24 protein-coding genes are annotated in these 20,303 nt (G+C 48.9%); 14 read left to right on the forward strand and 10 right to left on the reverse strand.

Going from position 1 to position 20,303, the window contains the following annotated elements:
- Window positions 1-4: 4 nt before the first annotated feature.
- The 7 genes from C942_RS07700 to C942_RS07730 all read right to left on the reverse strand — a co-directional run bounded on the left by C942_RS07700 (window position 5) and on the right by C942_RS07730 (window position 5,873).
- The gene (locus C942_RS07700; RefSeq protein ID WP_007464331.1) at window positions 5-1,489 is read right to left on the reverse strand and encodes an RNA polymerase factor sigma-54; all 1,485 of its coding nucleotides are present in this window, start codon (window positions 1,487-1,489) and stop codon (window positions 5-7) included.
- A 103-nt stretch (window positions 1,490-1,592) separates the two neighbouring features.
- Window positions 1,593-2,318 (reverse strand): LPS export ABC transporter ATP-binding protein, encoded by a 726-nt coding sequence (lptB, locus tag C942_RS07705; protein ID WP_007464333.1) that lies wholly within the window; start codon window positions 2,316-2,318, stop codon window positions 1,593-1,595.
- 9 nt (window positions 2,319-2,327) lie between these two features.
- Window positions 2,328-2,831, reverse strand: a complete 504-nt coding sequence (lptA, locus tag C942_RS07710) for a lipopolysaccharide transport periplasmic protein LptA (RefSeq protein ID WP_007464336.1) — start codon at window positions 2,829-2,831, stop codon at window positions 2,328-2,330.
- Window positions 2,812-3,375, reverse strand: coding sequence for an LPS export ABC transporter periplasmic protein LptC (gene lptC, locus C942_RS07715; RefSeq protein ID WP_007464338.1), 564 nt, complete (start codon window positions 3,373-3,375; stop codon window positions 2,812-2,814). The genes lptA and lptC overlap by 20 nt, the downstream gene beginning before the upstream one ends.
- The gene (gene kdsC / locus C942_RS07720) at window positions 3,372-3,923 is read right to left on the reverse strand and encodes a 3-deoxy-manno-octulosonate-8-phosphatase KdsC (protein ID WP_007464339.1); all 552 of its coding nucleotides are present in this window, start codon (window positions 3,921-3,923) and stop codon (window positions 3,372-3,374) included. Before kdsC ends, lptC begins: the two co-directional genes overlap by 4 nt.
- Window positions 3,923-4,894 (reverse strand): arabinose-5-phosphate isomerase KdsD, encoded by a 972-nt coding sequence (gene kdsD, locus C942_RS07725; protein WP_007464341.1) that lies wholly within the window; start codon window positions 4,892-4,894, stop codon window positions 3,923-3,925. Before kdsD ends, kdsC begins: the two co-directional genes overlap by 1 nt.
- Window positions 4,895-4,907: 13 nt before the next feature.
- Complete coding sequence (locus C942_RS07730; RefSeq protein ID WP_007464343.1) at window positions 4,908-5,873, reverse strand: calcium/sodium antiporter; 966 nt, start codon at window positions 5,871-5,873, stop codon at window positions 4,908-4,910.
- Between the two features lie 363 nt (window positions 5,874-6,236).
- Between C942_RS07730 and mlaF the strand changes: the two genes are divergently transcribed.
- From mlaF to murA, 7 genes are read left to right on the forward strand one after another with little or no spacing between them, the layout of a single operon-like run.
- Window positions 6,237-7,052, forward strand: coding sequence for a phospholipid ABC transporter ATP-binding protein MlaF (gene mlaF, locus C942_RS07735; RefSeq protein ID WP_007464344.1), 816 nt, complete (start codon window positions 6,237-6,239; stop codon window positions 7,050-7,052).
- Window positions 7,053-7,095: 43 nt separating this feature from the next.
- Window positions 7,096-7,878: a lipid asymmetry maintenance ABC transporter permease subunit MlaE gene (gene mlaE / locus C942_RS07740; protein WP_007464347.1), complete on the forward strand. Its 783-nt coding sequence runs from the start codon at window positions 7,096-7,098 to the stop codon at window positions 7,876-7,878.
- Window positions 7,879-7,918: 40 nt separating this feature from the next.
- On the forward strand, window positions 7,919-8,398 hold the full coding sequence (gene mlaD, locus C942_RS07745) for an outer membrane lipid asymmetry maintenance protein MlaD (protein WP_007464350.1): 480 nt from the start codon (window positions 7,919-7,921) through the stop codon (window positions 8,396-8,398).
- Between the two features lie 8 nt (window positions 8,399-8,406).
- Window positions 8,407-9,051 (forward strand): phospholipid-binding protein MlaC, encoded by a 645-nt coding sequence (mlaC, locus tag C942_RS07750; protein ID WP_007464352.1) that lies wholly within the window; start codon window positions 8,407-8,409, stop codon window positions 9,049-9,051.
- Window positions 9,044-9,355, forward strand: a complete 312-nt coding sequence (locus C942_RS07755) for an STAS domain-containing protein (protein ID WP_007464353.1) — start codon at window positions 9,044-9,046, stop codon at window positions 9,353-9,355. The genes mlaC and C942_RS07755 overlap by 8 nt, the downstream gene beginning before the upstream one ends.
- A 20-nt stretch (window positions 9,356-9,375) precedes the next feature.
- Entirely contained in the window at window positions 9,376-9,633 is a 258-nt protein-coding gene (gene ibaG, locus C942_RS07760) for a BolA family iron metabolism protein IbaG (RefSeq protein WP_007464355.1), read from the forward strand.
- Window positions 9,634-9,643: 10 nt separating this feature from the next.
- Complete coding sequence (gene murA, locus C942_RS07765; RefSeq protein WP_007464357.1) at window positions 9,644-10,900, forward strand: UDP-N-acetylglucosamine 1-carboxyvinyltransferase; 1,257 nt, start codon at window positions 9,644-9,646, stop codon at window positions 10,898-10,900.
- Between the two features lie 59 nt (window positions 10,901-10,959).
- Here murA and degS read toward each other — a convergent pair whose 3' ends face one another.
- The 3 genes from degS to zapG form a co-directional block, all read right to left on the reverse strand.
- Window positions 10,960-12,030, reverse strand: coding sequence for an outer membrane-stress sensor serine endopeptidase DegS (degS, locus tag C942_RS07770; RefSeq protein ID WP_007464359.1), 1,071 nt, complete (start codon window positions 12,028-12,030; stop codon window positions 10,960-10,962).
- A 225-nt stretch (window positions 12,031-12,255) separates the two neighbouring features.
- Window positions 12,256-13,623 carry a Do family serine endopeptidase gene (locus tag C942_RS07775; protein ID WP_007464360.1) on the reverse strand — a complete coding sequence of 456 codons (1,368 nt, stop codon included), beginning with the start codon at window positions 13,621-13,623 and terminating at the stop codon, window positions 12,256-12,258.
- A gap of 135 nt (window positions 13,624-13,758) precedes the next feature.
- On the reverse strand, window positions 13,759-14,181 hold the full coding sequence (zapG, locus tag C942_RS07780) for a Z-ring associated protein ZapG (RefSeq protein ID WP_007464362.1): 423 nt from the start codon (window positions 14,179-14,181) through the stop codon (window positions 13,759-13,761).
- 213 nt (window positions 14,182-14,394) lie between these two features.
- Between zapG and zapE the strand changes: the two genes are divergently transcribed.
- From zapE to sspA, 7 genes are all read left to right on the forward strand, one after another.
- Complete coding sequence (zapE, locus tag C942_RS07785; protein ID WP_007464363.1) at window positions 14,395-15,501, forward strand: cell division protein ZapE; 1,107 nt, start codon at window positions 14,395-14,397, stop codon at window positions 15,499-15,501.
- 275 nt (window positions 15,502-15,776) lie between these two features.
- Complete coding sequence (gene rplM / locus C942_RS07790) at window positions 15,777-16,205, forward strand: 50S ribosomal protein L13 (RefSeq protein WP_007464365.1); 429 nt, start codon at window positions 15,777-15,779, stop codon at window positions 16,203-16,205.
- A gap of 15 nt (window positions 16,206-16,220) precedes the next feature.
- Window positions 16,221-16,613 (forward strand): 30S ribosomal protein S9, encoded by a 393-nt coding sequence (gene rpsI / locus C942_RS07795; RefSeq protein ID WP_007464367.1) that lies wholly within the window; start codon window positions 16,221-16,223, stop codon window positions 16,611-16,613.
- Between the two features lie 375 nt (window positions 16,614-16,988).
- Complete coding sequence (petA, locus tag C942_RS07800; protein WP_007464369.1) at window positions 16,989-17,579, forward strand: ubiquinol-cytochrome c reductase iron-sulfur subunit; 591 nt, start codon at window positions 16,989-16,991, stop codon at window positions 17,577-17,579.
- The gene (locus C942_RS07805) at window positions 17,579-18,844 is read left to right on the forward strand and encodes a cytochrome b (RefSeq protein ID WP_007464371.1); all 1,266 of its coding nucleotides are present in this window, start codon (window positions 17,579-17,581) and stop codon (window positions 18,842-18,844) included. Before petA ends, C942_RS07805 begins: the two co-directional genes overlap by 1 nt.
- Window positions 18,841-19,578, forward strand: a complete 738-nt coding sequence (locus tag C942_RS07810) for a cytochrome c1 (RefSeq protein WP_007464373.1) — start codon at window positions 18,841-18,843, stop codon at window positions 19,576-19,578. Before C942_RS07805 ends, C942_RS07810 begins: the two co-directional genes overlap by 4 nt.
- An 85-nt stretch (window positions 19,579-19,663) precedes the next feature.
- Entirely contained in the window at window positions 19,664-20,302 is a 639-nt protein-coding gene (gene sspA / locus C942_RS07815; RefSeq protein ID WP_007464375.1) for a stringent starvation protein SspA, read from the forward strand.
- The last annotated feature ends 1 nt before the right edge of the window (window position 20,303 follow it).

A 20,303-nucleotide genomic window follows, 5' to 3' on the forward strand; every position in this document is an offset into this window, starting at 1 on the left:
CTGGTTAGAGCAGACGTTTTCGCTGATTAGAAGGCGGTATTCCCAGAGATTCACGGTACTTGGCGATGGTGCGTCGTGCCACCATGATGCCCTGTTCCGCCAGTAATGTCGCAATTTTACTGTCACTTAGTGGCTTCGCCTGATTTTCAGCGGCAACCAGTTTCTTCACCAGTGCTCGGATCGCGGTTGACGAACATTCGCCCCCGTTATCCGTACTAACGTGACTCGAGAAGAAGTATTTCAACTCAAAAATCCCACGTGGTGTGTGCATATATTTTTGCGTTGTCACACGTGAAATCGTTGATTCATGCATGTCCACTGCCAGTGCGATATCATTCAGCACCATTGGCTTCATCGCTTCTTCACCATATTCGAAGAAGTCCTGCTGGTGCTCAACGATGCAGCGGGCGACTTTCAGAAGCGTTTCATTACGGCTTTCAAGGCTTTTTATCAGCCATTTGGCATCTTGAAGATGAGAACGGATAAACTGGCTGTCAGCACTGTTGCGGGTATTTTTGCTCAGTGCTGCATACTGTTGGTTTACTCTCAGTCGCGGAACACTATCTGGGTTAATAGTCACAACCCATTTGCCGTGATCCTTGAATACAGAAACATCCGGGATCACATATTCAGTTTCAGAAGCCACTACACGGTTGCCTGGGCGAGGCTCCAGGTTATGGATCAACTGCATCACCTGTTTTAGTTCAGGCTCTTTCAGTTTAGTTTCTCGCATCAGCTGGCGGTAATCTCTGTTTGCCAACAGGGCTATGTAGTCATTAAGCAGGGTTTTGGCTTCGTTAAGCCAAGGGGTATCTTCCGGGTAGGTTGCCAACTGAAGTAACAGGCACTCCTGCAGGTTACGGGAGGCAACACCCAGCGGGTCGAACTGCTGGATACGTTTCAGTACCGCTTCTACTTCATCCAGTTCAACTTCATCATTGCCGATGCTTTCCAGGATTTCGTCTGTTGAGCAGGTTAGGTAGCCTTTATCATCAATGGCATCAATGATGGCGGTGGCAATGGTCAGGTCGGTTTCGCTGAATGGGGTCAGCTGGACCTGCCACATCAGGTAGTCTTGTAGGCTTTCGGTGGTTTCGCCTTGATAAACAGGCATGTCATCATCGATCGCAATACCAGTACTGCCGGTACCAGCGCTGTAGAAGTCATCCCAGGTGGTATCGACCGGGAGTTCTTCCGGCATTTCACGTTTTTCGATGGCATCAGAGGTATCGAATGGCTCCGGATCACTGGTGATATCCGGCTCAGCAGCAGAAAGCTCTGTAGTATCCTGACCGTTAGCTTTTTCATCTTCACCAGAGGCAACTTCGTTGAGGTTTTCGTCCAGCTCTAACAGTGGGTTAGCGTCCAGTGCTTCTTGAATTTCCTGCTGAAGATCCAAGGTTGACAATTGCAACAGGCGGATGGCTTGCTGCAACTGCGGCGTCATTGCCAGTTGTTGACCTAGTTTGAGCTGGAGCGAGGTTTTCATATATGTGTATGTACCTTGTTGTTATCTTTGGTGTTGATCGGCAAGCACGGTATAAACGTCACTGTTGAGTCAGTGCTTGCTTTTGGTACGTCCTTACCTATAACTATAGACGGAACTGGTCGCCCAGATAGACTCGTTTTACATGCTCGTCATTGAGAACTTCGCTTGGTGTGCCGTTGGCGATCAGGTGTCCCTGACTCACAATGTAAGCATGCTCACAGACATCGAGGGTTTCTCGGACGTTGTGATCTGTGATTAGCACACCCAGGCCACGATCACGAAGATGCTCAATGATTTTTTTTATGTCGATTACCGAAATTGGGTCAACACCGGCAAATGGTTCATCCAGCAAGATAAACTTCGGGTTAGCAGCCAAGGCGCGGGCAATTTCTACCCGGCGTCGTTCACCCCCTGATAATGCCATGCCTAAACTGTTACGAATGTGCTGAATGTTGAATTCATCCAATAATTCTTCCAGTTTATCCTGGCGTTCAGTCTTGTTCAGATCCTTACGGGTCTGTAGTACCGCCATCAAATTATCGTATACGGTCAGGCGGCGGAAAATAGAGGCTTCCTGCGGCAGGTAGCCGATCCCCATACGGGCACGGTTATGCATCGGCTGTAGGCTGATGTCAGTGCCGTCGATGGTGATCGAGCCTTCGTCACGGGCGACCAGACCTACAATCATGTAGAAGGAGGTTGTCTTACCTGCACCATTCGGGCCCAGCAAACCGACGATCTTCCCGGACTCGACTTCCAGGCTTACGTCCGACACGACTTTGCGGCCGCTATAGCTTTTTGCAAGATGTTCTGCTTTTAACGTTGCCATAATTGTCGCTTACTGCTTGTTACTGTTTAGCTGTTGTGGTTGCAGGATGGTTGTGACGCGTTTTTTCTTACCACTTTCTGCGACCAGTTTTTGTTCATCAATTTTGTAACTGATGACTTTACCCTGGATTTCGCTACCTTCCTGGATCAGGATGGCTTCATCTGTCATTTTCAGGAATTCGGTTGCGGTTTCGTAGCGCATTTTGCGTGCGGCACCGTCAATAGGCTTACCATTGTCCATTACCTGATGGAATGTTGCCGGGTTGCCGTAGGCATCAATGGTTTCTTTGTCGTCAGCACCGCTCGGGCGGGAAACCACCAGTTTGTCTGCACGGATATCAATACTGCCCTGGCGAAGTATGACGTTGCCGGTAAATGTGACGACATTCTTCTGAATATCCAGTTCCTGGTTATCAGAATTGATATAAATCGGCTGCTCTGTATCGTTACTTAGTGCCCAACTGGATGCACTAATACAAAGGCAGAGCAGGGTACTAATTTTGGAAAGCTTCATATCTACCTTTTACATTCTTTAATAAGGTCGCCACACTGCGGTCGATGTTTCCTTTCATCCCCGTACCTTCATTCTGGAAGGTGTTACCGGTAATAAATACCTGATCCGGGGTATCAAAATCTTTGTTGATTAGATCTAGTCGCAGGCTGTTTGTCTGGATCACTTTGATCGCAGATTCGGGTAACAGGTTATAAATACGGACGTTGCCGCTCATTTGCAGTACCTGAGTTTTATCCAGCCGTGCGGTGTTAGAACTGATCCGCCATTCTGTTTCAGAGCCGTTTCGGTAGATCCAGAGTACGGGCTGGGTAAAGTCGGTATCGCCACTTTTACTGAAGTGCTCCAGGTAGTCAGAATCTATCTGGTAGCTGCGTAATCCGGATTCACTATACGACGTATTTACAATATCACTGCCGGTAAACAGTGGCTTTTCTGCATCCGGCTCTACCTGAATATCATCCTGCCAGTATTTGCCCAGCAGGTAGTAGCCAGTCCATGCACAGATAATAATTAACAGGGCACAGATCAGACTTCGAAAGCTCATATACTTAAGCCCTTATGTTTATCTAATTCACCTTTGGCTTCAAGGATCAGGTCGCACACTTCTCTCACTGCGCCGTGTCCGCCAGGGATACGGGTAACAAAGTCGGCACGGCGAGCCAGTAGCGGGTGGCCGTCTTTAACGCAAACAGACAGGCCGACCTTTTCCATCACCGGCCAGTCAATCAAGTCATCACCGATGTAAGCGGTCGCTTCCGCTGCGATGTCCAGGTTTTTGGCTATGTCGGTGTAGGCGGCTAGTTTGTTGTCCTGACCCTGGTAGACATGTTTGATTCCCAGGGCCGACATTCGGTTTTCGACAATGGTGGATTTGCGCCCGGTAATGATGGCGATTTCGACACCGGCAGACATCAGGCTTTTTATTCCATAGCCATCGCGAGTGTGGAAGGTTTTCAGTTCTTCGCCGTCGTTGCCCATGTAGATGCGACCATCTGAGAAGACGCCATCTACATCACAAATTAGTAGTTTGATGTCTTTGGCACGGTTATATACGGTTTGACATACTGGTCCGTAAATAGTTTCGACTTGCATTACATTACTCCGGCTTTCAGAAGGTCATGCATGTTCAAGGCTCCAACCAGATGCTGATTTTCAGTCACCAGCAGGCCATTGATCTTGCGATCTTCCATCAGTTTCAAACCTTCTGCTGCCAGAAGGTTTGGTGTAATGGTTGCCGGGTTACGGGTCATTACAGCACCAATAGTTGTGCTGTGGATATCTGTGCGCTTGTCCAGAAGGCGGCGCAGGTCACCATCAGTGAAAATACCGGTCAGTTTCTGCTCTGCGTTAATAATTGCTGTCATGCCAAGGCCCTTGCGGGAGACTTCCAGCAGAGCATCTTTGATAGTGGCATCTTCAGCTACCATTGGTAGGGCATCGCCAGTGTGCATTACATCTGAAATGCGCAGCAGCAGTTTTCGACCTAGTGCTCCGCCGGGATGCGACAGGGCAAAGTCATCTGCGGTAAAGCCGCGAGCTTGCATCAGAGCAATGGCCAGAGCGTCGCCCATTGCCAGGGTTGCTGTGGTGCTGGAAGTCGGTGCCAAATTCAGCGGGCAGGCTTCCTGGTCAACTGTGATTTGCAGATGGATTTGTGCCAGCTTGGCCATGCTGGATTCCGGCTTGCCGGTCATGCTGATCAGCGGAATACCAAGACGTTTGATTACCGGAAGTAGAGTCAGGATTTCTGATGCTTCTCCGGAGTTAGAAATAGCAAGAACCACATCGCCTTTTTTGATCATTCCCAGATCGCCATGGCTGGCTTCTCCCGGGTGAACAAAGAAAGACGGGGTACCGGTACTGGCCAGGGTTGCAGCAATTTTGTTACCAATATGGCCTGATTTTCCCATTCCCATCACGATTACTTTGCCAGTGCAGTTGGCGATCAGGTGACAGGCTTCGCTGAAACTGCCGTTAATGTACTTGGTCAGCTTCTGTAGAGCTTCTGTTTCAATTTCAATAACTTTGCGACCGTAATCGCAGTAATCAAACGTGTCAGACATGTGTGGGCCTCCGTTAAGCCGCTAGATTATAAAACAGATAACCTTGATAGGCGACAAAGCTGCACACTAGAACTGCACCTTCCACACGGTTGATTCTGCGACGCTTTCCAAGAGCCATAAGTAGCAGGCCGATGGAAAGAGCCAGCATGACGTAAAAATCACGTCCCATAGCCAGCGGGCTCAGCACTGATGGATTCAGTAGGCCTGGGATCCCCATTACCGCGAGGATATTGAACACGTTGGAGCCGATGATATTACCAACGGCCATATCATCTTCATTCTTGTAGATACTGGCAATGGAGGCTGCCAGTTCTGGTAGGCTGGTACCGATGGCGATGATGGTCAGGCCGATTACCAGGTCGCTCATACCGAAGTATTTGGCAATGGTCACGGCTGAGTCAACCAGCATATTCGCTGCATAAGGCAGCAGAACCAAGCCGATCACAACCCAAACTAGGGCTGCGCCGTTGCTGACACCGTCAGGAATTTCTGATTCCTGTTCTTCGGCCAGAATATCACCGGATGCTTTTTCCTGACGGCTGATTTTGAGCATAGTCAGCAGGAATATGGCAAAAAGAATGACCAGCAGGATGCCTTCCATAAAGCCTAAGTAGTCATCCCAAAGCAGGAATCCTGCAACCATGGTAACGGCCAGCATAATCGGAAGCTCGCGGCGAATAATTCCTGAACTGATGGCTAGCGGTTTGATAATGGCTGTCAGGCCGAGGATAAGTGCAATGTTGGCAATGTTGGAACCCAGCACGTTACCAACTGCGGTGTCCGTTTTTCCGCTCAGGGCCGCTGTAGCTGAAACCATCATTTCCGGTGCCGATGAGCCCATAGCCAATATCGTCATACCAATGACCAACGGTGATACACCCAGGTTTTTTGCCAGCGCCGCTGCGCCAAAAACAAGTCGGTCTGCACTCCATACCAGTAAGGCTAAACCAATACAGAGCAACACAATGGCTTCGAGCATTCTTATCCCTTTTGTCGTAAATCTTTATTAAAGAAGTTAAGAGGACAATTTTGACGTTTCATTGACTAAAAAGAAAGAAAAAGCCGAGACAATTTCATCTTAGCGGCTGTTCCGATAACCAAAAGTTGTTATCCGGTCAGTTTAGCTTAATGAAACTTGGTTTATTCTGTCAGTTTTGTGCATTTTCAATGAACGAGGCAGGCTGTAAATTACAGAGTTCTTACAGTGTTTATCTTGAGTTGGTTGCGTAATGTACTTATGATCGATTTTTCCAACGGTTAAATGACTAATTATCTTCATTATTCGGTCTTCTATAACGGAGAGCCGAAGACAACAGAAGGCTGAGCGGCCGACAGGATGGCTATGGAACCGACTGAAGCGCTTGTTTCCATTAAAAACATGACGTTTTCGCGGGGTGACCGCAAGATTTTTGATGATGTATCTCTGGATGTACCTAAAGGAAAGGTGACTGCCATTATGGGGCCGTCCGGGATAGGTAAGACAACCTTGCTGAGATTGATCGGCGGGCAGATTCTGCCGGACAGCGGCGAGATATGGTTTGAACACTGGAATATTCCGGTATTAAAACGCAGTGAGTTGTATCAGGCTCGTAATCGGATGAGCATGTTGTTCCAGTCCGGAGCGCTGTTTACTGATATGACAGTGTTTGACAATGTAGCTTTTCCGCTTCGTGAGCACACGGATCTGCCGGAAGACCTTTTGCGTACATTAGTATTGTTGAAGCTGGAGGCGGTTGGACTGCGAGGTGCAGCGCAACTGATGCCGAATGAACTTTCCGGTGGTATGGCGCGTCGAGCGGCACTAGCCCGTGCGATAGCGCTTGACCCTGATTTGATCATGTATGATGAGCCGTTTGTCGGTCAGGATCCTATTACGATGGGCGTGCTGGTGGAGCTGATCCGCAGCCTGAATCAGGCGCTAGGGATTACCTCTGTGATTGTTTCGCATGATGTGCCTGAAGTGATGAGCATCGCGGATTATGTTTATCTGCTTTCCGGCAGTAAGATCATTGGCCGGGGAACACCAGATGAACTCCGGGCAGATCCGGATCCACAGGTTCGTCAGTTTCTTGATGGTGACGCAGACGGCCCGGTACCGTTTAAGTTTCCCGCCTGTGAGATCGGTGAAGACCTGTTCGGTGCTGTCGAGAAGCTTTAGTTGCCGGTCAGGCGTAAAATAGATAATAGGATTATTAACAATAATGATTGCGGATTTTATTGCGCGGCACGGACGCTGGGGTATTGAGAAATGCCAGACAGTAGGTCGTGCAAGTTTATTGCTTTACGGAGCCTTGGTCAGTAAGCCTCAGCCGAAGAAAATGTTTCCGTTGCTGATCCGGCAGCTTTATTCAGTTGGCGTGTTGTCCATTGCGATTATTCTGGTGTCTGGGCTGTTTATCGGAATGGTTTTAAGTCTGCAGGGTTATATCGTGCTGATTGATTTCGGGGCAGAAACCAGCCTAGGGCAGATGGTGGCACTTTCATTGCTGAGAGAGCTTGGGCCTGTTGTTACCGCTTTATTATTTGCCGGTCGGGCTGGTTCCGCGCTAACGGCAGAAATTGGCCTGATGAAAGCAACCGAACAGTTGTCGAGTATGGAAATGATGGCGGTGGATCCGTTGCGACGGGTGATAGCGCCGCGCTTCTGGGCCGGGGTGATCTCTATGCCGCTGCTGGCTTTGCTGTTCTGCGCAATTGGTATCTGGGGCGGCCAGCTGGTGGGTGTAGATTGGAAAGGCATTGATCACGGTAGTTTTTGGTCGGTGATGCAGTCATCGGTTGAACTGGGTTATGACGTTATCAACAGTATCATTAAGTCAGTGGTGTTTGCTGTGACGGTGACCTGGATCGCTGTGTTTAACGGCTATGATGCGGTACCGACGTCGGAAGGTATCAGCCGGGCGACCACCAATACCGTGGTGAACTCGTCGCTGGCAGTTTTGGGATTGGATTTTGTGCTGACTGCTTTGATGTTCGGCAACTAACAAGCGGTAATACTCGAACGGAACGTTGGGAAAATAACGGATGCAACAGATTAAGAAATTAGAATTGTGGGTTGGCAGCTTTGTTCTGGCCGGTTTTGCTGCCCTGTTGGTGCTGGTATTTAAGGTCGCGGATGTCCAGAGCATCGGTGGCAATGACTCTTATACCTTGCAGGCGCATTTCGACAATATCGGTGGGCTGAAAGTACGTTCGCCAATTAAGGTCGGCGGTGTGACGGTGGGTAAGATTACTGCCATTAACCTGGATACTGAAAGCTACACCCCGGTTGTCACTTTGGCTATTGAGAAAAAGTATGGCTACTTCCCGGAAACCAGTACAGCGTCAATTTTGACTTCTGGCCTTTTGGGCGAACAATACCTTGGTATCTCACCTGGGTTTGTGGATGAAGATATTGAAATGCTGGGTGAAGGTGATCTGATTGAAGACACCAAGTCGGCATTGGTACTGGAAGATATGATTGGCCAGGTGCTGTACAGCATTGGCGGTGATAGTGATAAATAGGTGATGTAATGAAATTCGTTCGATATGTACTGTTGATACTATTGTCATTGCCGCTGTTTGCTCAGGCGGCCACTATTGATAAAACAGATCCTTACCTGATGATGCGACAGGTCTCGCAAATGACCTTTGCTCGCCTTAAAGCAGAGCAACCTAAGATTCAGAATAATCCTGAAGTACTGCGTGATGTGGTGAGAGAAGAGTTACTGCCTTATATTAATACCCGCTATGCGGCGTATAAGGTATTAGGCCCTCAGCTGAAGAAAACATCGAAGCAGCAGCGTAACAATTTTGTTGCGGCTTTTACTGATTACCTGGTGGCTTCATATGCTCAGGTGCTGACTCAGTACACTGATCAGGATATTGAGATTGAGCCTCGTAAAAATGTACCGGAAAATCGTTCAATCGTTTCAGTTCGCGTTGATATTCTGGACACCAAGCGTCCGCCAATTCGCCTGGACTTCAAACTACGCAAGAATAAGAAGACCAATGAATGGCAGGGTTACGATATGGTTGCCGAAGGCGTCAGCATGATCTCTACCAAGCAGAGTGAGTGGAGCGGTCAGCTGCGTACTGAAGGTGTTGATGCAGTTACAGCAAACCTGAAACAGCTTGCGGCGAAACCTATTCGTCGTGAGGAAAAAGATAATGAGTAAGCCAAAGATTGAGTGGCGAGTTCAGAAAAATGGCTATTATTGCTTGTCAGGGGAACTGGAACGTGACACAGTTCCAGCCTTTTGGCAGCAACGACATGAATGGATGCCACAGGATGCCAAGGTAACGCTAGATCTGTCTGCTTTAGTTCGGGTGGATTCGGCGGGTATGGTGATGTTGCTTCATGTGTATCAGCAGCTGCGCAGTAATGGCTGCGAGCTGGTATTATTGAATGTGCCGGAACAGCTTAAAACGTTGCTACGCCTGAGCCATGTCGAATCAATGTTAGCTGCTTGTATTGACTGAGCAGTGAAAGAGGATTGCTTGTGGAAATCTCCGAAATTAAACAAATTCTGGAAAATGCCTTAGAACTTGATGAAATCATTGTGAAAGGTGATGGCAGCCACTATGAAGTGATTGCCGTTGGTGCCATTTTTGAAGGCATGAGCCGCGTGAAGAAACAGCAGGCAATTTATGCTCCGCTGATGGCAAATATCGCGGCTAACGATATTCATGCGTTAAGCATTAAGACATTTACGCCGGAAGAGTGGGCTCGTGACAAAAAGCTAATGTCACTGTCTTAAGAGGTTGATAATGCAAAAGTTTCGAATCCAGGGCGGTGGCCCTCTATGTGGCGAAGTCTCCATTTCCGGAGCTAAGAATGCGGCATTGCCGATTTTATTTGCTTCGCTGCTTGCTGAAGAGCCGGTTGAAGTAGCCAATGTACCTAGGCTGCGTGACATTGATACAACGATGGAGCTGCTGGGTCGCCTTGGCGCCAAAGTTAGCCGTAATGGCTCTGTCCATGTGGATGCTGGTGGCGTAAATAACTTCTGCGCACCTTACGAGCTGGTGAAGACAATGCGTGCTTCTATCTGGGCTCTTGGGCCGCTGGTGGCTCGCTTCGGTGAAGGTCAGGTTTCTCTGCCTGGCGGTTGTGCGATTGGTGCCCGTCCGGTTGACTTGCACATCCATGGCCTGGAGCAGTTGGGTGCTGAGATCACTCTTGAAGAAGGCTATGTAAAGGCTAAAGTTAATGGTCGCCTGAAAGGTGCCCACATCGTCATGGATAAGGTCAGCGTCGGTGCGACGGTGACTATTATGTCTGCTGCAACTCTGGCTGACGGCAAGACAGTGATTGAAAACGCAGCCCGTGAGCCGGAAATTGTCGATACGGCGGATTTCCTCAATACTCTGGGAGCTAAAATCTCAGGTGCCGGCACTGATACTATTACGATCGAAGGTGTTGATCGCTTAGGTGGTGGTTATCATGAGGTGGTAGCTGACCGTATTGAAACTGGCACATTTCTGGTTGCAGCTGCGGTATCCGGCGGCAAGATTGTTTGCCGTAATACCAAGCCTTCGCTGCTGGAAGCTGCACTGGCTAAGCTGGAAGAAGCCGGCGCTGAAATTGAGACCGGTGAAGACTGGATCAGTCTTGATATGACAGATCGTGAGCTGAAAGCGGTGAATATCCGTACTGCACCGCATCCGGGGTTCCCAACCGATATGCAGGCACAGTTCTCTTTGTTGAATCTGGTTGCTAAGGGAACTGGGATCATTACTGAAACGATCTTTGAGAACCGTTTCATGCACATTCCTGAGCTGATCCGTATGGGCGCTCATGCAGAGATTGAAGGTAATACCGTGATTTGCGGTGATACTGATGGCCTGAGTGGTGCTGAAGTGATGGCAACGGATTTACGTGCCTCAGCTAGTCTGGTGATTGCCGGCAGCATTGCTAAAGGCGAAACGATCGTTGATCGTATCTACCATATTGATCGTGGCTATGAAAAAATCGAAGATAAATTCAGTGCCCTTGGCATGAAGATAGAACGCTTCGAAGATTAATCGAAAAAAAACCAGCCTTCGAGCTGGTTTTTTTATGTCTTGAATTCGCTTTCCGGTACTTATTGATAGCGGTTCGGCTCATCGGCAATCAGTACTGAGAGAGTAACCGGCTTGCCATTGCGCAGTACTTTCATGTTGACGTAGTTGCCGGGACGAAGCTCGGTCACAATATCCAGTACATTACGGCGATCAGTTACGGGCTTACCATTAATTTCAATCAGGATATCTTGTACCTGGAAACCGGCTTTAGCCGCCGGGCCGTTTGGATCCATTCCTATAACAATGATCCCGCTGATTTGGTCTGCATCATATAAGCGGGCCATAACCGGATTAATATCCCTTGCCTCAATACCTATGTAACCGCGGATCACCCGACCGTCAGCGATCAGTTTGTTCATGATTTTCAGCGTCAGTTCATAAGGGATCGCAAAGGAGATCCCGTATGTTTCAATATCTGTTGCCTGCTGGTAAGAAGCTGTATTGATCCCGACCAGTTCCCCCCGGGTATTGACCAGTGCGCCGCCTGAGTTGCCGTCATTGATAGCGGCGTCGGTCTGGAGGAAATCCTGACGGCCATAGAAGCTCATGCCGGCGCGGCCGGTAGCAGAGATGATACCGTAAGTGGTTGTCTGGCCAAGGTTGTACGGGTTACCTATCGCCAGGACAACATCGCCGACTGCGGCTTTGTAATCCTGGTTGACCGGGATCACCGGCAGGTTTTCTGCCTGGATTTTAAGAACTGCAATATCAGTGCGGCGGTCTTTACCGATCAGTTGGGCGGTAAAGATCCGACCGTCCTGCAAGGCGGCGATAACCTGATCGGCTTCGGCTACCACATGGTAGTTGGTCACTATGTAGCCTTTATCACTCATGATTACCCCGGAACCCAGCCCTTGGGTGCTGAGTTTCAGACGGTCATTGGCATCATAGCGGCGGTTATAAATATTGACGACAGCAGGAGAAGCCCGTCGGACAGCATAGTTGAAAGATATCTGGGTCTGAGGTGTCTCGATGGGATTTAACGACACCGGCGTTTCGATCATTCCGTTGCGGAGTTCAGGAAAAACTGCAAGCAGAGCAACAGCCGTGACGACGCCAAGCAGAATGGATCGACTGATAAAAGCCAGCATGCATATACCCCTGAAACGAAATTACGTAAGTCCGCGGATCATATTTTTTTAAGATAATCCGGATGAGGATATCATTTCAGCGTCGGGATACCAAACAGAACGAAGGACTTAGAGGCCAGGGCGCGGCTTGCTTCAACTTTGGAGAGGAAGCAGAATTTTGCGGGTGGAAAAATAAGAAGCGAAGGTAATAAACCGGGCCGTCGCTGGCCCGGTCTAGCTTTAAGATTAACGAATGATCAGGTATAGAATATTGCTTCCGCGTTTGATCTCCAGGGCCAGGACGTTTGGCTGTTGATCCAGCGCTTTACGTAGTTCTCCTAGGTTGCGGATTGGCTGGCGGTTCAGACCAAGGATGATGTCACCTTTTTGCAGGCCATAACGGGCAGCCATGGATTTTTCATCAATATTGGTTACCTTGACACCTTTCACGCCATCTTGAGCAGTCGTATTTGCAAACTCAGCACCGGTCAGGCCGCGATGAAGCTTGGCTGCTTTCACCTTGTTCTGGCTGGATTCCTGCAGTACGACCTTGACCGTCATTTCATCGCCGTCACGGATTATCCCTAAAGTGGCTTTTTTACCTGCGCCCAGGGTTGCGATTTTGGCGCGCAGTTCATTAAAGCTGCGGATTTCTTTACCATTGACTGACACAATAATATCACCGGCTTTCAGTCCGGCTTTTTCTGCTGCAGAATCCGGCATCACCTGATTAATAAAGGCACCACGGTTTGTTTCATAACCGAAGGCTTCTGCCAGTTCTGAAGTCAGCTCACCACCTTGTACACCAAGGACGCCTCGTTTGACCTGACCATATTCCAGGATCTGCTCGGTCAGGTTTTTTACCATATTGACCGGAATGGCAAAGCCGATACCAACGTTACCGCCGTTCGGGCCCAGGATGGCAGTATTAATGCCGACCAGCTCACCGTTGAGGTTGACCAAGGCACCACCTGAGTTACCGCTGTTGATTGCGGCATCGGTCTGAATGAAGTTCTCGAAGTTTTCAATATTCAGGCCGCTGCGGCCCAGTGCCGAAATAATACCTGAGGTAACGGTCTGGCCCAGACCAAACGGGTTACCGATTGCCACGGCAAAATCACCGACACGAAGGTTGTCTGAATCTGACAGTTTAATTGCGGTTAGGTCTTTCGCTTTTTCCAGCTTTAACAGCGCTATATCAGACATTTCATCACTGCCGATCAGCTCGGCTGAAATTTCCCTGCCATCGTGTAACTGAACACGAATAGTGTCAGCCCCTTTGATGACGTGGTGGTTGGTAACGATATAGCCTTTGTCGGCATCAATAATTACCCCTGAACCCAGGCCTCGGAACGGACGTTCCTGAAGCTGCTCGGTCGGGAAATCCGGTCCGAAGAAAAAACGGAAGGTTTCGGGAAGGTGCTGTCTGGATACTTGCTTGCCTTCTACAGCAATGCTGACAACAGCAGGAGTGACTTGCTCCAACATTGGTGCAAGGCTGGGCAGTTGTTGGTTATTGACTGTTAGTGGAAGCGCGGCAGTTGCCGGGGCAGGAGCCATGACTGAGCTGATGCCAAGTGCCACTGCACTTAATACAAGCAAAGTTTTTTTCATTCTTTGAAACTCCGGTTTAACGAGTAGTTATACCATTCCAGGGTGACGATAAGTCTTTATGAATCAATCACCAGCAGAAGTAGAAGGTAATTGGTCAGACTCGTAAACCGGAGTTTAGTTCCACAAAAAAGACGATTAGCTCGCTTTAGGTTCTTCCACCCGTTCAGCTTCATCTTTTAACAAGCCTGTTGCGCCGCTGGCGTAATCCCTCGGTTGATCTTGAATGCTAGAGGCCGCGGTATGAACCGCTTCCAGTGAACTTATACGATGGGAAAACGGGTTGTCTTGTTCCGGTAGGTTCGGCATCAGCTCGGATGAGGTTTTTGCCATGTGTTCGTACAGTTTGCTGTAATCTTTGGCAATGTTATCCAGCAGTTCAGAGCTTGAAGCAAAGTGGTCAACCAATTCCTGGCGGAATTGTTCCAGCTCGTATTTTGATTTATCCAGCTCTTTCTTTAGCTCTTTTTGTTGTTTCAGGCTTTGGTTACCCAGACGAGCGCCAAAAGCGCCTACGATGGCACCCGCAGCAAAAATAAGAAGCGCATAAACCCAAGTCATGAAATACTCCTTGTGACTTAATGAATACCAAATTGGTCGGTCGGCATGGTTAGGGAGTCTTAGCCGACGCTACAGTTTCTTTGTATATCAGCAATATGAATCAGTGCTGAATAATGGGCAATTAATTGGTTACGTACAGATACTATACATGCACTCACGCTGCCATGATACTATCTGGATCTAAAGACGGAGCGAAAGGAGTGGTGCAAAGGAATGACCCCACAGCAGAAATATCAGCAAGATCTCGCGCAACCGGGTTTTCTGGCCGATAACGCCCAGGCAATGGCTGTTACTCATCTTGACGACCTCTATCATCGCTTGTTGGCTCCCGAACCAGAGTATAAGCCACAGATAAGCCTGTTATCCCGATTGTTTAAAAGGCCGCAAAAGACTGAACTTACACCGGTCAAAGGGGTGTATTTTTGGGGGGGGGTCGGGCGGGGTAAGACTTACCTGGTCGATACGTTTTTTGAATGCCTGCCGCTTCAGCGTAAGATGCGTATTCACTTTCACCGCTTTATGCACCGGGTGCACAAGGAGTTGCAACAGCTCGACTCCCAGTCTGACCCTTTGGAGTTGGTGGCGGATCGCTTCAAAGAAGAAACTGACATCATTTGCTTCGATGAGTTTTTTGTCTCTGATATTACTGATGCCATGATTCTCGGCACTTTGTTTGATGCGTTGTTTAAGCGTGGCATCACCCTGGTTGCAACGTCGAATATCCCACCCGATGAGCTTTATCGCAATGGCTTGCAACGGGCCCGTTTTCTGCCGGCGATTGATTTGATTAACCAGCATTGCACTGTGGTCAATGTTGACTCTGGTGTCGATTATCGGCTGCGAACACTGGAGCAGGCTGAAATCTTCCATTTCCCGCTTGATGAACAGGCTGAAGCTAACCTGGAGCAGTACTTCACTCAGCTCAGCGTTGAGCCGCGCACGCATGATAAAGAAATCGATATAAATAACCGGATGCTGCCGACCCGCCATGAGGCTGACGGTGTGGTACATTTCAGTTTTCATACCTTGTGCCGTACGGCTCGCAGTCAGAATGACTACATGGAAATTGCCCGGATTTACCATACCGTGCTGGTTTCCGGTGTGAGCAGGATGGGAGAGAAAGACGATGATGCGGCGCGGCGCTTTATTGCCATGGTTGATGAATTCTACGAACGCAACGTCAAACTGATCATGTCGGCAGAGTCAGAAGTGGCCGAGCTATACCAAGGAGGGCGGCTGGAGTTTGAATTCAAGCGCTGTTGCTCACGGCTTATAGAAATGCAAAGTCATGATTACTTGGCTCGCCCTCATCTGGCATAGATTTTCTGGTGAGAAAAGGGCCAGTTTGTGGCTTCAAGAGTCATGAAAAAACACCACTTTCCTGGCAAATTACGATAAAGAGAAAAAATCTCAATTTTTTTTGAAAAAAAGGTGATTTTTTCTCCACCCTTCCCTATAATCTTGCGACCCACCGTACCTGTAACGGCAAAAGCCGGGAGTGCCAACCACTCGAAGGGGTGATGACTGGGCTCTGTACAGAATGGAGCAATTTGCTCCAGTGAAGTGAAACTAATTAATTTTGGGTAAGAATTAGCATGAAAACTTTCGTTGCTAAACCAGAAACTGTAAAACGTGACTGGTACGTTGTTGACGCTGAAGGTAAAACTCTTGGTCGTCTAGCAACTGAAATCGCATCTCGTCTACGTGGTAAGCACAAGCCGGAATACACTCCGCACGTTGACACTGGTGACTACATCGTAGTTATCAACGCTGAGAAAGTTGCGGTAACTGGCGCTAAGCGTACTGACAAGATGTACCACCGCCACACTGGCTACATTGGTGGTCTGAAGTCTATCAGCTTCGACAAGCTGATCGCTAAGAAACCAGAAATGGTTATCGAAACTGCTGTTAAAGGCATGCTTCCTAAGGGTCCTCTAGGCCGTGCTATGTACCGTAAGCTGAAAGTTTACGCAGGTACTGAGCACAACCACGCTGCACAGCAGCCTAAAGTTCTAGACATCTAATTGGGGAAGATGACAATGGCAGAGAATCAATACTACGGCACTGGCCGTCGCAAAAGCTCAGCTGCTCGTGTTTTCATTAAGCCGGGTACTGGTAACATCGTAATCAACAAGCGCAGCATCGAAGAGTACTTCGGTCGCGAAACTGCTCGCATGGTTGTTCGTCAGCCTCTTGAGCTAGTTGAAATGACTGAAAAACTTGACCTGTACATCACTGTTAAAGGTGGTGGTATCACTGGTCAGTCTGGCGCTATCCGTCACGGTATCACTCGCGCTCTAATGGAGTACGATGAAACTCTACGTCCTGCTCTACGTGCAGCTGGCTACGTTACTCGTGACGCACGTCGCGTTGAACGTAAGAAAGTTGGTCTACGTAAAGCACGTCGTCGTCCACAGTTCTCTAAGCGTTAATTTACGCTGCCAGAATTTATTCTGGATACTGTGTGCAGAAAAGCTCAACCTTCGGGTTGGGCTTTTTTTTGTCCTGCTGATAACAACATGCCGAGTTTGTTATCCTTAGTTCTTCTCTTCCTAATCCTGCTTTTCCCTGTCTTTTTGTAATGTGACTCAAAGTTGAAACAAAAAGAACATACCTCTCACATTTGTTAAAGAAAAGTAGCTTTATCTTGTCAAAATGTGGGGTTTTATTTATCATTTGGCGCGATAAGCAGCAGTTTTTGATTGACCTAACCTGTTGTTTCTTTCATTGAAAGTTAGCCGCAAGCTCCAGGGACGCCAAGGGACATAATAATAATTCCAGAGCGGGAGCACATGGGAGAATGTTGGATGAGCAATGCGCCTGTAAGTAATGGTCGACGCCGCTTCCTGACTGCCACGACTTCAGTTGTCGGAGGCCTGGGTGCAGTCGCTGTGGCCGTGCCTTTTATCAAATCATGGAATCCGAGCGCCAGGGCGAAGGCTGCCGGTGCCCCAGTCGAAGTTGATATCAGTAAGTTGGAAGATGGCCAGATGGTTCGCGTCGAGTGGCGTGGTAAACCTGTCTGGGTCGTACGTCGAAGTGAAGCCGTTTTGAGTGAACTGGATGGTCATGACAGTCAGCTTCGGGATCCTGCCTCGGAGGAGCCGCAGCAACCGGAATATGCCCAGAATCCATATCGTTCGGTTAAGCCTGAGATCTTTTTGGCTGTGGGGATCTGTACCCATCTCGGCTGTTCCCCTACCTATCTGCCAGATACCTTCAACGAGCAGGTGAGCGGCATCACAGCCGGTTTCTTCTGCCCGTGCCATGGTTCTAAATTCGATATGGCCGGCCGCGTTTTTGCCGGGGTTCCTGCGCCACTGAACCTGGTGGTTCCACCTCACACGTTCCTGGATGACAACACCATTCTGGTCGGTGTAGATGAGGAGACAGCCTAATGGAAGCTTTACTCGGATGGATTGAAAAGCGTCTTCCGATGATGAACGCTTATCGGAAACACTTATCTGAATACCCGATGCCGAAGAATTTTAACTTCTGGTATTTGTTTGGCTCTCTGGCCATGCTGGTACTGGTGAATCAGATCCTTACCGGGATCTGGCTGACCATGAACTATGTGCCGTCGGGTGACGGGGCGTTTGCCTCAATAGAATACATCATGCGTGATGTCGAATACGGCTGGTTATTGCGTTATATGCATTCTACTGGCGCATCGGCATTTTTCGTTGTTGTGTATCTGCACATGTTTCGTGGCCTGATCTATGGCTCATACCAGAAGCCGCGCGAACTGCTGTGGCTGTTCGGTATGCTGATCTTCCTGGTGCTGATGGCTGAAGCCTTTATGGGCTATCTGCTGCCGTGGGGACAGATGTCGTACTGGGGGGCACAGGTAATCATTTCTCTGTTCGGTGCAATTCCGGTGATCGGCGATGATCTGACCCTCTGGATCCGTGGTGACTATGTGATCTCCGGTGCTACCTTGAACCGTTTCTTTGCCCTCCATGTGATCGCCCTGCCGATTGTGTTGTTGTTGCTGGTGGTACTGCACGTTCTGGCTTTGCATGAAGTGGGCTCGAACAACCCGGACGGTATCGAAACCAAGCTACCAAAAGGCACTAAGGGGGAGGGCTACAAAACCCAGTTCCCATTCCATGAGTATTACAGCAAGAAGTACGACATTATCGATTCCATCCCGTTCCACCCGTACGGTACGGTGAAGGATATGGTCGGTATAGCAGTCTTCGCCTTCTTGTTCAGCTATGTTATTTTCTTCAATCCTGAAATGGGCGGCTACTTCCTTGAGCCACCTAACTTTGAAGCTGCTAACCCGCTGAAGACGCCTGAGCATATTGCGCCGGTATGGTACTTCACCCCGTTTTACGCCATCTTGCGTGCGGTGCCGGATAAGTTGCTCGGTGTTATAGCGATGGGTGCCTCGATTGTAGTGCTATTCCTACTGCCTTGGCTGGATCGCTGCAAGGTTCGCTCTTACCGTTACCGCAGCAAAATCCACCTGATCAATATTATTCAGTTCACTGTTTGCTTTATTGCATTAGGAATTCTGGGCGCGTTGCCGGCCACGCCAACCTATACCATATTGGCGCGGATTTTCAGCTTCGGTTATTTCATGTTCTTTGTGCTGCTGTTCTTCTATAGCAAGAATGAAGCAACCAAACCGCTACCAGAGAGGGTGACATTCAAATGAAGAAGTGGATTGTAATGCTATTTGCACTGCTGCCTTCTCTGACTATGGCGGCGGGTGTATCGGTACCGCTGGATGAGGCCAATAACGACTTGTCGGATAAAGCTTCGCTGCAGCGCGGTGCCAAGACTTTCATGAACTATTGTTTTGGTTGCCATGCCACCCAGTACCAACGCTATGAGCGGGTAGCTACCGACTTGGGTATCCCGGCTGATCTGATGAAGGAGCACATGATCTTTGACCCCAATGCCAAGATCGGGGATCTGATGACTAATGCGATTTCAACGGATTATGCAGCAACTTCATTCGGTGCACCGGCACCGGATTTGACACTGGTGGCCCGGGTTCGTGGAACTGACTGGCTTTATACCTATCTGCGCTCCTTCTATGCCGACCCGAGTCGGCCATTTGGCGTAAACAACGTGGTATTCCCGAGTGTGGGTATGCCGCATGTGCTGGAAGAGCTTCAGGGGGTGCCGACTAAAGTGTACGAAACCCGCTTGGTTGACGGGGAAGAAGTGCAGGAATATGTCGGTATTAGGTCGGATGGGACAGGTGAGCTCAATGAAGAAGAGTATGATGAAGTAGTTCGCGACCTGGTTAACTTCCTAGAATATTCAGCCGAGCCTGTGAAGCTGGAACGTCAGCGTCTGGGTCTTTGGGTGATGGGCTTTATCGTCATATTCTTTGTACTAACATTACTGTTGAAGAAAGAGTATTGGCGTGATGTCCACTGATCGGGTAATCTAGTGGGTTAGTATCTCGCAATGGGGGCCCAAGCCCCCGTTGCTTTTTGTGTATTTAAGTATACTGGAGGGGTTAATGGCTGTTGCTGCCAATAAACGCTCTGTGATGACTCTGTATTCTGATGCCTCGGACATCTACAGCCATCAGGTGCGTATTGTACTTGCAGAAAAGGGTGTTAGTGTTGAAATCGAGCTGGTTGATCCAAACAACCTGCCTGAAGACCTAAAAGATCTAAACCCGTACCATACGGTTCCAACTCTGGTTGACCGTGAACTTGCTCTGTACCAGTCTAGCATTATTATGGAGTACTTGGATGAGCGTTTCCCTCACCCACCTCTAATGCCAGTTTACCCTGTTGCCCGTGGTAACAGTCGCCTGATGATGTACCGTGTTGAGCGTAACTGGTACACACTGGCAGAGAAAGTTAATAACGGCACTGCAGAAGAAGCAGACAAAGCACGTAAACAACTACGTGACGAGCTGCTGGCGCTGGCGCCTGTATTTGCTGAGTTCCCATACTTCATGAGCGAAGAGTTCAGCCTTGTTGACTGTTACCTGGCACCGCTACTGTGGCGCCTGCCTGAAATGGGTATCGAACTGACCGGTGCTGGTGCAAAAGAAGTGAAAGCATACATGACTCGAGTATTCGAGCGTGATTCATTCCTGGCTTCACTGACAGAAGCTGAGCGCGAAATGCGCCTTGCTGGTCAATAAG

Source organism: Photobacterium marinum, from assembly GCF_000331515.1.
Taxonomy (GTDB): Bacteria; Pseudomonadota; Gammaproteobacteria; order Enterobacterales; family Vibrionaceae; genus Photobacterium; species Photobacterium marinum.

Coding starts and splice junctions, on each gene's coding strand:
- mlaF (WP_007464344.1), top strand. CDS start 6,237: ATGGAACCGACTGAAGCGCTTGTTTCCATTAAAAACATGACGTTTTCG.
- zapG (WP_007464362.1), bottom strand. CDS start 14,181: ATGACTTGGGTTTATGCGCTTCTTATTTTTGCTGCGGGTGCCATCGTA.
- mlaC (WP_007464352.1), top strand. CDS start 8,407: ATGAAATTCGTTCGATATGTACTGTTGATACTATTGTCATTGCCGCTG.
- kdsD (WP_007464341.1), bottom strand. CDS start 4,894: ATGTCTGACACGTTTGATTACTGCGATTACGGTCGCAAAGTTATTGAA.
- rplM (WP_007464365.1), top strand. CDS start 15,777: ATGAAAACTTTCGTTGCTAAACCAGAAACTGTAAAACGTGACTGGTAC.
- C942_RS07805 (WP_007464371.1), top strand. CDS start 17,579: ATGGAAGCTTTACTCGGATGGATTGAAAAGCGTCTTCCGATGATGAAC.
- C942_RS07810 (WP_007464373.1), top strand. CDS start 18,841: ATGAAGAAGTGGATTGTAATGCTATTTGCACTGCTGCCTTCTCTGACT.
- zapE (WP_007464363.1), top strand. CDS start 14,395: ATGACCCCACAGCAGAAATATCAGCAAGATCTCGCGCAACCGGGTTTT.
- sspA (WP_007464375.1), top strand. CDS start 19,664: ATGGCTGTTGCTGCCAATAAACGCTCTGTGATGACTCTGTATTCTGAT.
- rpsI (WP_007464367.1), top strand. CDS start 16,221: ATGGCAGAGAATCAATACTACGGCACTGGCCGTCGCAAAAGCTCAGCT.
- lptA (WP_007464336.1), bottom strand. CDS start 2,831: ATGAAGCTTTCCAAAATTAGTACCCTGCTCTGCCTTTGTATTAGTGCA.
- C942_RS07775 (WP_007464360.1), bottom strand. CDS start 13,623: ATGAAAAAAACTTTGCTTGTATTAAGTGCAGTGGCACTTGGCATCAGC.
- lptB (WP_007464333.1), bottom strand. CDS start 2,318: ATGGCAACGTTAAAAGCAGAACATCTTGCAAAAAGCTATAGCGGCCGC.
- mlaE (WP_007464347.1), top strand. CDS start 7,096: ATGATTGCGGATTTTATTGCGCGGCACGGACGCTGGGGTATTGAGAAA.
- degS (WP_007464359.1), bottom strand. CDS start 12,030: ATGCTGGCTTTTATCAGTCGATCCATTCTGCTTGGCGTCGTCACGGCT.
- kdsC (WP_007464339.1), bottom strand. CDS start 3,923: ATGCAAGTCGAAACTATTTACGGACCAGTATGTCAAACCGTATATAAC.
- C942_RS07700 (WP_007464331.1), bottom strand. CDS start 1,489: ATGAAAACCTCGCTCCAGCTCAAACTAGGTCAACAACTGGCAATGACG.
- mlaD (WP_007464350.1), top strand. CDS start 7,919: ATGCAACAGATTAAGAAATTAGAATTGTGGGTTGGCAGCTTTGTTCTG.
- murA (WP_007464357.1), top strand. CDS start 9,644: ATGCAAAAGTTTCGAATCCAGGGCGGTGGCCCTCTATGTGGCGAAGTC.
- C942_RS07755 (WP_007464353.1), top strand. CDS start 9,044: ATGAGTAAGCCAAAGATTGAGTGGCGAGTTCAGAAAAATGGCTATTAT.
- lptC (WP_007464338.1), bottom strand. CDS start 3,375: ATGAGCTTTCGAAGTCTGATCTGTGCCCTGTTAATTATTATCTGTGCA.
- petA (WP_007464369.1), top strand. CDS start 16,989: ATGAGCAATGCGCCTGTAAGTAATGGTCGACGCCGCTTCCTGACTGCC.
- C942_RS07730 (WP_007464343.1), bottom strand. CDS start 5,873: ATGCTCGAAGCCATTGTGTTGCTCTGTATTGGTTTAGCCTTACTGGTA.